The organism is Rhodococcus sp. NPDC058521, assembly GCF_042719695.1.
In the GTDB taxonomy this organism is placed as follows: Bacteria; Actinomycetota; Actinomycetes; order Mycobacteriales; family Mycobacteriaceae; genus Rhodococcus_F.
Genome location: NZ_JBHXNL010000010.1, coordinates 136,779 through 147,935, shown reverse-complemented (window position 1 = coordinate 147,935; position 11,157 = coordinate 136,779). Strand labels below are relative to the sequence as shown.

At 62.4% G+C, this 11,157-nt stretch carries 2 protein-coding genes and 1 pseudogene; 2 read left to right on the top strand and 1 reads right to left on the bottom strand.

Going from position 1 to position 11,157, the window contains the following annotated elements; all coding sequences use genetic code 11:
• Positions 1-77: 77 nt before the first annotated feature.
• A complete protein-coding gene (locus ACFWO3_RS16285) occupies positions 78-821 on the bottom strand; it encodes an AAA family ATPase (protein WP_378579518.1) in 744 nt (247 codons plus the stop codon).
• A gap of 718 nt (positions 822-1,539) precedes the next feature.
• Here ACFWO3_RS16285 and ACFWO3_RS16280 point away from each other — a divergent pair.
• Positions 1,540-9,456 carry a SpvB/TcaC N-terminal domain-containing protein gene (locus ACFWO3_RS16280; protein ID WP_378579516.1) on the top strand — a complete coding sequence of 2,639 codons (7,917 nt, stop codon included), beginning with the start codon at positions 1,540-1,542 and terminating at the stop codon, positions 9,454-9,456.
• Positions 9,457-9,754: 298 nt separating this feature from the next.
• Positions 9,755-10,894, top strand: a pseudogene (locus ACFWO3_RS16275) (IS3 family transposase).
• The last annotated feature ends 263 nt before the right edge of the window (positions 10,895-11,157 follow it).

Here is an 11,157-nt window from a genome sequence, read left to right as displayed (position 1 = left end):
GGAACCCGCGCGCACAACCGTTCGTGTGGACCAAGACGGCCGATCAGATCCTCAACAAAGCCAACCGCCCAAAAACTTCAAACGCGGGGCACTAGCGCATCAGGTGTCACGTTACGCAGGCGCGACCCGATCAGCGTCGTCAGCGCCGTGGTGGCGACGGGCGGCGCGCGCAGCTGCCACACCCCATCGACCAGATGAAGTAGGTCAGCCTCCCACGACCCCTCGACGAGGTGGCGCAGGTAGAGCGGATTACCCTCCGAAACGTCCCACACCCATTCGGCACTGACCTCGTCCAGCGGCCCCTCGAGCGCAGCCTCGATGGCCTGCACGGATTGCTCCCTGGTGAACGGACCGAGCTCGATGCGCGGCAGCATCCCGTCGGCGAGTGTCTCGGTGATGTGCGTCGTGGCGCCACCGCTGCCGACTGTCACGATCAGCCGGATGCTGCCGTCCTCGACCAGTTGCCTGACCAAGATCAACGAGAGTGGATCCAGCAGATCCGCGTCGTCGACGACGATGGTCGCATCCTTCGCGCGAAGCGATGCGTAAGCGCCTGCGAGCGCGGTTTCCGGGTTATCGGTGGCGCCGATGTCGACCAGATTGGCGAATGCGCCCAGCGGAACGTCCGCAGAGGATTCGGTACCGACAGCCCACAGCGGTGTGCGGTGATCCCCGGACTCGCCGCCGTCGGACGCAAGCGTCCGTGCCAGGGTCGTCTTACCCACCCCGGCGGGTCCGACTATGACGATTCCGCGCCTCGACTCGCGCGTGGCGACGCTGACCTCGCCTCCCCGCGCGATCGATGGCCACCTCACGACCATGAACGAATTGTAGGACGTGGGGGTTACGCGCCGCGGTGAATCAGCGGCTACCGAGTGTCGTGGCCACTGACGCCGCCGTCGTCGCGGAATGGTGCTCCGTTCGGCACGGGGATCTTGAACTGCATCGCCCGGTACGGCCAACCTTTGTCGGGGCCGTCGGTTTTCCATTGGCTCAGCAGGATGTGGAATCCCCGATCCAATGTCGAGCCGGGGATGATCGACAGCGTCGCTGAGCCAGGTCGAGTTGGGATCCACATCCGGCCCACCGAAGCGTCCGGGCGCACCGAAGGTCTCGAAATGCAGGTGCGGCCCACTCGAACCGCCCTCATTTCCGACCACTGCAATCTGCTCACCGGCATGCACGATGCCCCGAACCGCCACGGCTGCCCCGTGTGAGGATTGACGAAAGACGATGGGCGCGTGTGCCCGAACGTGAAATCCAGACCGCACGCATCCTGCGTTTGGGTACGATGCATCCGCGGTGACCCGATCAGGGGTTCGCCGCAGCTCGTCGCAGGTATGTCTCGATCTTCCCGCGGAAGCGTGGGGGCGTCATACGTAGTGGGATACTCGAATTGAGACTGTTCCACGAACAGGCAGCCATTTCGGCGCCAGGCCGCGCCGCCGGCGGGACACCTACTCAGAGAACGCATTCCGCTAGGAAATTCCCGCTGTTTGAAGCAGCCGACTCCCCATAAGAGCGGTAAAATTATGAACTATGGCTTCCGCAGAAAGAGCCACTAGTCGACCTGGCAGCGAGGACAAGCCGGGTACGCCTTCGATCTCCTTACCAAAGGGTGGCGGCGCAATTCGGGGAATCGGCGAGAAATTTGCCGCCAACCCGGTGACGGGAACGTGTTCGATGTCAGTCCCCCTCGCAACCAGCCCCGGGCGTTCCGGCTTCGGTCCCCAGCTCTCCCTGTCCTACGACTCCGGCTCCGGTAACGGGCCATTCGGCTTCGGGTGGAGCCTCTCCCTCCCGGCGATCACCCGGAAAACGGACAAGGGATTGCCGCAATATCACGATGCGGACGATTCCGATGCATTCGTCCTCTCGGGTGCCGAGGATCTGGTTCCTGTCCTCACGCCAGACGGAACACGGTTCGAAGATGAAACTACATCTCCCGGTTTCGTCGTACATCGTTACCGACCACGGGTCGAGGGTCTGTTCGCTCGCATCGAGCGTTGGACAGCGACCTCAACCGGTGAGGTCCATTGGCGATCGATCACACGCGACAACGTCACCACGCTCTACGGCAAGGACAACACCTCTCGCATCTTCGATCCCGCTGATCCCTCTGCTGACCATCCCACGCGAATCTACTCCTGGCTCATCTGTGAGAGCCAGGACGATAAAGGCAACGGCATCGTCTACGAGTACTCGGCAGAGAACGACGACAATGTAGACGGCCGGCAGGCCAACGAACGCAACCGCGTTCGCACAGCGAATCGATACTTGAAGCGCATCAAGTACGGGAATCGCGTCTCGCTTCTCCGTCAGCCGGACCTGAGCCTAGCTTCCTGGCTGTTCGAAGTCGTATTCGATTATGGCGACGGGCATTACGAACAGGTGGATCCCAACCCGCATCCCGATCAACATTCGTATGCCCGAGTTTCTCCATCGGTTGGACGCCCGTGGGCTGTTCGCCCCGACCCCTTTTCGTCCTATCGCTCCGGCTTCGAACTGCGCACATATCGCCGCTGCCAGCGCGTCCTGATGTTCCATCACATCCCGGACCTACCTACCGGCGAGAAAGGCTACGAAGGACTGGTGCGGTCCACCGAGATCGATTACCACGACCTGAACTTCGAGGAACCCGTCACAATCGACGACGAGCTGACACATCAGGGCAGCACCCGCTTCGCGTCTTTCATTCAGACCATGACGCAGGTCGGGTACGTTCGCGACGACACGCAAGACATCATGTTTCGCGACGGTATCGAATACCCCGCATACCTGGAAAAGCGTCTTCCGCCAATAGAATTCCAGTACAGCAAGGCACACATTCAGGACTCCGTTCTCGAACTGGACGCTGAAAGCCTCGAGAATCTGCCTGTAGGTATCGATGGCACCACCTTTCAGTGGATCGACTTACACGGTGAAGGGATTCCGGGGATCCTTACCGAGCAGGCCGAGGCCTGGTTCTACAAGCGCAACCTCAGTCCGCTCCCCGTCGACGACGACAGCGACGAACTCGCCCCAGCGCGACTTGCTGCGGCCGAACTCGTCGCCGTCAAACCCAATCTCACCCTGGCTGCCGGACAGACGCAGGTGATGGATCTCGCCGGCGATGGCCAGCCCGACCTCGTGGTGTTGGACGGGCCCATGCCCGGTCTGTACGAAAACGACGGCAAGGAGGGCTGGCAGCCCTTCCGTCCATTCGCCTCGCGCATCACCCGCGACAGCCGAGACCCCAATCTCCGGTTCGTGGACCTGGACGGCGACGGCCATGCCGACGTTCTGATCACCGAAGACGACGCCCTCGTCTGGCACCCTTCGCTGGCCGAGAACGGTTTCGGCCCGGCCGTGCGTGTCGCCCATGCGCTGGATGAAGAACGCGGCCCACGCCTTGTCTTCGCCGACGGCACCCAGTCGATCTACCTCGCCGACATGTGCGGCGACGGCCTCACCGCCCTGGTACGCATACGCAACGGCGAGGTCTGCTACTGGCCGAATCTCGGTTACGGCCGCTTCGGTACCAAGGTCACGATGGACAACGCGCCCTGCTTTGATACGCCCGATCACTTCGATCAGCGCCGCCTCCGCCTGGCCGACATCGACGGCTCCGGCGCAACCGACATCATCTACCTGTCCCGCGAGGGCGTACAGCTCTACTTCAACCAATCTGGAAACCGTCTGAGCGAAGTCCGTCGCCTGGCCCAGTTCCCGGCACCGGACAATATCTCGGCGGTGATGACTGCCGACCTACTCGGCAACGGCACTGCTTGCCTGGTGTGGTCCTCGCCCCTCCCCGGCGACGCGCGCCGTCAGATGCGCTACATCGATCTGATGGGCGGGACGAAGCCGCATCTACTCGTCCAATCCGTGAACAACCTAGGCGCGGAAACGCGGGTTCGTTACGCCTCCTCGACCAAGTTCTACTTGACGGACAAGTACGACGGCCGACCGTGGGTGAGTCGACTGCCTTTTCCGGTACACGTCGTCGAGCGTGTCGTCACCGACGATCGTGTCAGCGGCAATCGGTTCGTCACCGGCTACCACTACCACCACGGCTACTTCGACGGTGCCGAGAGAGAGTTCCGTGGCTTCGGGATGGTGGAGCAGCAGGACACCGAACAATTTGCCGCGCTCACTGCCGGAGGCCAAACTCCAGATGGGACCAATGTCGACTCAGCGACCCATGTGCCACCGGTCCTGACCAAAACGTGGTTCCACCCTGGCGTGCATCTAGGGCGCGATCACGTGTCGGACTTCTACGCGGGGCTGATCGACGCGAACGATCTCGGCGAGTACTACCGCGAACCGGGCATGACCGACGCCCAAGCGCGCGACTTACTACTCGACGACACCGTTCTGCCCGAGGGGCTCACCCCGGACGAGGAGCGCGAAGCGTGCCGTGCCCTCAAAGGATCCATGCTGCGACAGGAGGTCTACGCCCTCGACGGCAGTAGCAAGCAGCAGCATCCCTACACCGTCACCGAGCAGAACTACACCATCCGTCGGCTGCAGCCACGAGGAGTCAACCGCCACGGCGTGTTCTTTACTCACGAGCGCGAATCGCTCAGCTTCCATTACGAACGCGAGCCTTCTGACCCACGCACCAGCCATGCGCTCACACTCGAAGTGGACGATTACGGCAACGTACTGAAGTCCGCGTCGATCGGGTACGGCCGCAGACAGTCGGACTCCCGCCTTTCTCCGGCGGATCAGGCCAAGCAGTCACGCATCCACACCACATACACGGAGAACCGCGTCACGAACGCGGTCGACTCCACCGGCGATCACCGGGCACCACTCCTGTGCGAGTCGCGCACCTTCGAACTCACCGGATTGCCCCGCCCGGCGGGCCGAGGCCGCTTCACCTTTGATGAAGTCCTCGACGCGGGCGCGACGGCGACCGTCATCGACTACGAGAAAGAGCCGTCGGCAGGGCAGCGTGAGAAGCGCCTGATCGAGCATGTGCGTACCTACTACCAACGCAACAACCTCGCTGGGCCGTTGCCGCTCGGCGAACTGCAGTCGCTGGCGCTGAACCACGAGAGCTACAAGCTCGCATTCACGCCCGGGCTCATCGCCGAGGTGTACGGCGGCCGAGTGACCGATCCGATGCTCGAGGACGAGGCCCGCTACGTTCATTCGGAAGGCGACACCAGCTGGTGGGTTCCTTCCGGGCGGATCCGCTTTTCCCCCGAGACTGCCGATAGCTCACCTGCGGAGCTGGCCCATGCCCGCGAGCACTTCTTCCTGCCACACCGGTTCCGCGACCCGTTCCACTCGACCACGATCAGCACCGAAAGCCACGTGACCTACGATCTCTACGACCTGCTGGTGCAGGAGACACGCGACGCTCTCGGCAATCGTGTCACCGCCGGGGAACGCAACGTCGACCCGACGCTCCCGCCGGACCGCCTCCGGCAGGACTATCGCGTCCTTCAGCCGACGTCGGTGATGGACCCCAACCGCAACCGGTCGGAGGTGGCCTTCGACGCTCTTGGCATGGTTGTGGGCACGGCGGTGATGGGTAAGCCGCAAGAGGTTCCAGTCCCGGGTGATCGGTTGGCCGCTGGCTTCCGCCATGACCTGACGCAAGCAGAGATCGACCAGTTCCTCGCGGATCCCAAGGGTCCGATGGCGGCAACACTGCTCGACGACGCGACAACACGCGTCATCTATGACTTGACGGCTTACCAGCGTGAGCCGAATCCAAATCGAAAGCCGCCCAGCGTTGCCGCGACCCTCGCTCGCGAGTCGCACGCCAACGAATCCGTCCCTGCCGCAGATTTGCGGATCCAGGTCAGCCTCTCCTACTCCGATGGGTTCGGCCGCGAAATCCAGAAAAAGATTCAGGCCGAGCCAGGTCCGGTGCCGATGCGCGACGCCGAGGGCAAGATCATCGTCGGCGCGAATGGTCAGCCGCAGTTGACGCCGAATGTCGTCGGTCCGCGGTGGGTAGGGAACGGCTGGACGGTGTTCAACAACAAGGGCAACCCCGTCCGGCAGTACGAACCGTTCTTCACCGATACCCACCGCTTCGAATTCGATGTCCAGATCGGCGTCAGCCCGATCCTCTCCTATGACCCGATAGGACGAGTGGTCGCCACCATGCACCCGAACCACAGCTGGGAGAAGGTGATCTTCGATCCGTGGCGGCAGGAAACCTGGGATGTCAACGACACGACCCTTGTGGCAGACCCCCGCGCCGATACTGATGTTGGCGAGTTCTTCAGCCACCTCGCGGATGCGGAGTACCTACCGACTTGGGGTGCGTTGCGCACAGATCCAGTGCAAGCAGCCGCGTTCGGCGAGCGGTATCCGGATCTAGTCGATCGAGCGAATGAGACGCGCGCCGCGGAGAAGACGCGTATCCATGCCGCGACGCCTACTGTCGCGCACGTCGATTCGCTTGGCCGCGGCTTCCTCAGTGTCGCTCACAACGCGTTCCGGTACAGTCGCCCAACCGATTCACGGGTCGAGGAGTTCCACAGCACTCGGACCGTTCTCGACATCGAAGGCAACCAACGCGAGGTCATCGACGCCATGGACCGCTCCGTCATGCGTTACGACTACGACATGCTCGGTAACCGCGTCCGTCAGGCCAGCATGGAGGCGGGAGAGCGCTGGACGCTGAACGACGTTGTTGGCAAAACGATTTACGCCTGGGACAGCCGCAATCGCCGCCTCCGCACAACCTACGATCCACTGCGGCGGCCGACAGAGACTCTTCTACACGACGCCGCGGGCCCAGAGATCACTGTTGGACAAAACACGTACGGCGAGAGCCGCCTCAATCCCGAGGCCGGAAACCTGCGTGGGAAAGTCGTCGAACTGCACGACCAGGCCGGCGTTGTCACCAGCGACGCGTACGACTTCAAAGGCAATCTGCTGCACAGTCGGCGTCGGCTCGCACAGTCCTACAAGGCCACGCTCGATTGGTCCGGCGCGGTGCCGCTCGAACCCGAAACCTATTCCAGCCGTACACGCTACGACGCGCTCAATCGTCCGATCCAGTTGATCGCGCCGCACAGCGACCGTCCGGGCGCGACGGTGAACATAATTCAGCTGACCTACAACGATGCGAACCTGCTGGAACAGGTGCACGCCTGGCTCAACCAGGACGCCGAGCCCGGCGGCGCGCTCGATCCCGCAACCGCGAACCTGCGTGCGATAACAGACATCGACTACGACGCCAAGGGCCAGCGCACACTGATCGATTACGGCAACGGCGCGAGGACCCTCTACGCCTACGACCCTCTGACCCAGCGCTTGTCGCGCTTGCTCACACGCCGGGACGCCGTCGCGTTCCCGAGCGATTGCCCGCAACCGGCTCCGGCGGATTGGCGCGGCTGTCAGCTTCAGAACCTTCATTACACATACGACCCTGCGGGGAACATCACCCACATCCGTGACGACGCCCAACAAGCAATTTTCTTCAACAACAGGCGAGTCGAGCCCAGTGCGGAGTACACCTATGACGCACTCAACCGGCTGATCGAGGCCACCGGACGCGAGCACCTCGGGATCGGTGGCGGCGCTCCCAATGCGCCGACACCGCACTCCTACAACGACGCACCGCGTGTGGCACTTATGCATCCCGGCGACGGAAACGCCGTCGGGCGCTACCTCGAGCGCTACCTGTATGACGCTGTCGGCAACTTCGACCAGATGCAGCACCACGGGAGTGACCCCGTTCATCCCCCATGGACCCGCTTCTACGCGTACAACGAGACAAGCCAACTCGAACCCGCGAGGCAGAATAACCGCCTGACCAGCACCACGATCGGCGGCAGGACCGAGACCTACAGCGCCGTCGGTGACGGCTATGACGCACACGGCAACATGCTGCACATGCCACACCTGCAGATCATGCAGTGGGATTTCAACGACCAATTGCAAATGACCCAGCGCCAGGCGGTGAATCCCGCCGACACTGACGGTGTGGAGCGCCAAGGGGAGCGCACCTGGTACGTCTATGACGGCGCCGGTCAGCGGGTGCGCAAGGTAACCGAACTCCCTACCGGCCAGCTCAAGGACGACCGCATCTACCTGGATGGCTTCGAGATCTACCGGAAGAACGGTGCTAACCCACTCGTCCGCGAAACGCTACACATCATGGACGACAAACAGCGCATCGCGCTGGTCGAGACGCGGACAGTAGGCACCGACCCCAGGCCACCCCAGCTTATCCGCTACCAGTTCAGCAACCATCTCGGCTCGTCCAGCCTCGAACTAGATGAGCAGGCACGGGTGATTTCCTACGAGGAATACACCCCGTACGGTTCCACGACCTACCAAGCGGTGCGCAGTCAGACAGAAACGGCCAAGCGATATCGGTATACGGGCAAAGAACGGGACGATGAAAGCGGGTTCTGTTACCACGGGTTGCGGTACTACGTGACTTGGCTTGGTCGGTGGCTAAGTGCAGACCCCATTGGAATTGATGCGGAGATTGACCTCTACACCTACGGAGCTGGCAGCCCAATCGACATGGTAGACGTAGCTGGCCTGGCACCGGAGAAATTCGAGAACCAGCGCCGACGTGATACGGCCGCCAAAGCTCGGGAAATGAATCGAAACCTCAAGGATGCGAAGAAAGCTGGGCATACCACTGACCCCATGCAGAAACGGGCCGCGAAAATGGCAAATAAACAAGGCAAGACGCCGATCGAGCAGCACCACCACAAAGGAGTGAAGGAGTCTGCGGCGGTCAAACTCGACCCGAAGAAAATGGGCGATCAAATGTCGTCTGTGTGGTCAACCAAGAAGGACCCGACGGTCAAATCTGGAATCGGAGACAAGCCGGTTTGGGACCCGCAGTTTGATGGGAAGACCCTGACTCCGCACAACGTGGCGAAGCACCTTGACCTCAGCGAGCAGGCGAAAGGCCCAAATACCGCGAAGGGGTTGGAAGCCGCCGCCGCAGCTAGCAAAAAACGACTTCCAGCAACTGCGGACCTCACTGAGCGAGCGAAAATGGACTGGACGAAGTCCACGCCCAAAGGACCAGCAGTCGATCCCACCACCGGCCTCGTTAAGGCGATCGAGAAGCCCGGCAAAGCCCTCAAGGTCGCGGCAAAGCTCGCCCACGCTGGCCGGCATTTCGTGGCGGCAGTTCCCTTGGCAGGGGATATCCTCGGTCACGCATCTGCCGCGCATGCCGCCAGCCAGGGCGATCTCACCGGCGCGGCGCTCGACGAAGCGGGCAATATCCCGTTCGCGGGCGATCTGCTCGACGCTTTCCGCGGCGGTCTGGCTGTTGGCGAGGCACTCGATGTCGGCTTGGGAATCAGTGACGTTGCTGTTGAACATGGCGAACAGTTCGAAAAGGCCGCGCAGCAAGTTGGACTCAGCGGCGACACCGCAATGTACATCGGTGCGGCCGGCGCGGCGCTCAGTTCGATAACCGTGGCTCCATCGATAGCCCTAGAAAGAACGATCACCGAGTGGTTCAAGTGAACTTGGACCCCAGAATCGCGTCATCGGCTTGACGGAGGGGCCCTACCCAGAGTCAGCAGCTCAACATCCGAGTTGCACGCGATTAAGTGGGGTGTACCGGCCGGATCGGGTCAATCAACAACCCTGACTTGCACAGATTTAGTGTGCCAACGCTGACTACGAATGCGGGATGTTCAGGTCGGTGAGGATGGCCGTGGCATCGGCGGTGATGGGGTTGGCCTGTCCCCTGTAGATGAGTCCACGATGTTCTAGAGTCCCGTTGCCCCTGGTGGGGCTGGAAGGACGATGAGGAACGTGGCTGGACGTAAGCGGCAATTCCGCCGAGGAGATCGTGCGCAAGCTGGGTCGTGCGGACGAACTCGGCGCGGAGGGCAAGAGCGGCGAGGAGGTCGCGGCAGCGTTGGACGTGTCGGCCGCGACCTTGTACAACTGGCGTCGCCAGTACGGCGGGATGGACACCGACGCCGCGAAGGAGCTCAAGGAACTGCGGGAGCAGAACAGCCGGCTCAAGCGCCTGCTCGCCGAAGCCGAGCTGGAAAAGGATGCCCTGCGCGAGGTTGCTAAGGGAAAATTCTGAGCCCAGCTGCCCGGCGCCGTGCCGTCGACATGCTCAAGCAGCGTTTGTGCATGTCGGAACGGCTGGCGTGCAAGGTTGTTGGGCTCAGCAGGGCGACCTATCGGCGTACACCGGTTGCGCAGACGCCGGCCGATCCGGACGCCGTGCTGCGCGAGCACCTGCGCGTCTACGCACGCCGGCATCCGCGGCACGGGTTTCGTCGGGCGTGGGCCCATCTGCGTCACGACCTGAACCTGACGGTGAACAAGAAGAAGGTGCACCGGCTCTGGCGGTCCGAAGGTCTGCAGGTCGCTGCCCGTAGCCCACGCAAGCGGGCCGGGATCAGCTCGGTGCCGCAGGTCGACGCCGACGCGCCGCACGTGGTGTGGGCGATCGACTTTCAGTTCGACTCCACCATCGACGGGAAGGCGATCAAGATCGCTTCGAAGATCGACGAACACACGAGGCTGTCGGTCCTGAACATCGTGGAACGCTCGATCACCGCCGAGAGATTGACCGAGGAACTCCAAGGCGTTCGCCCTGTTGGGCGGGCCGCCGAAAGTGCTGCGGATGGACAACGGGCCAGAGTTCGTTTCGGGTGTGCTGCGGCAGTTCTGCACGGACAAGGTCGGCATCTCGTACATTCCGCCGGGCACGCCGTGGAACAACGGACACATCGAATCATTCAACAACCGGCTTCGACAGGAATGCCTTAACCGCAACCACTGGACCTCGCTGCTCGAGGCACGCGTGGTGATCGGCGACTTCAAGGACGACCACAACCACCGGCATCGCCACTCGTCCCTCGGCTACGCGACGCCCGCCGAGTACGCTGCCCGATGCGCTCACACCCACACCCCGACGGGCCGCGAGATCGCCTGAGATCAAATCACCGAAGAATCGGCTCTAGCATTGCGTGGACTCACAAGCGCGGACCGACCAATGGCGATCGCGAGGCTGGTCAAGCAGCTCCGGCCCCTGCGGACCTCCACCATCGTCATCAACGGTGTCACTGCAGATTTCCCACCCGAGATACCGCCAGCTCAGCGCGTAGCCCTCACCCGACTCGGCCTCGAATCGGGGCACAAAGCGAAATGTCCTAAGTCAGGTTCGATTGGCCGCCGACCGGATCGCGGTAGTTCAGC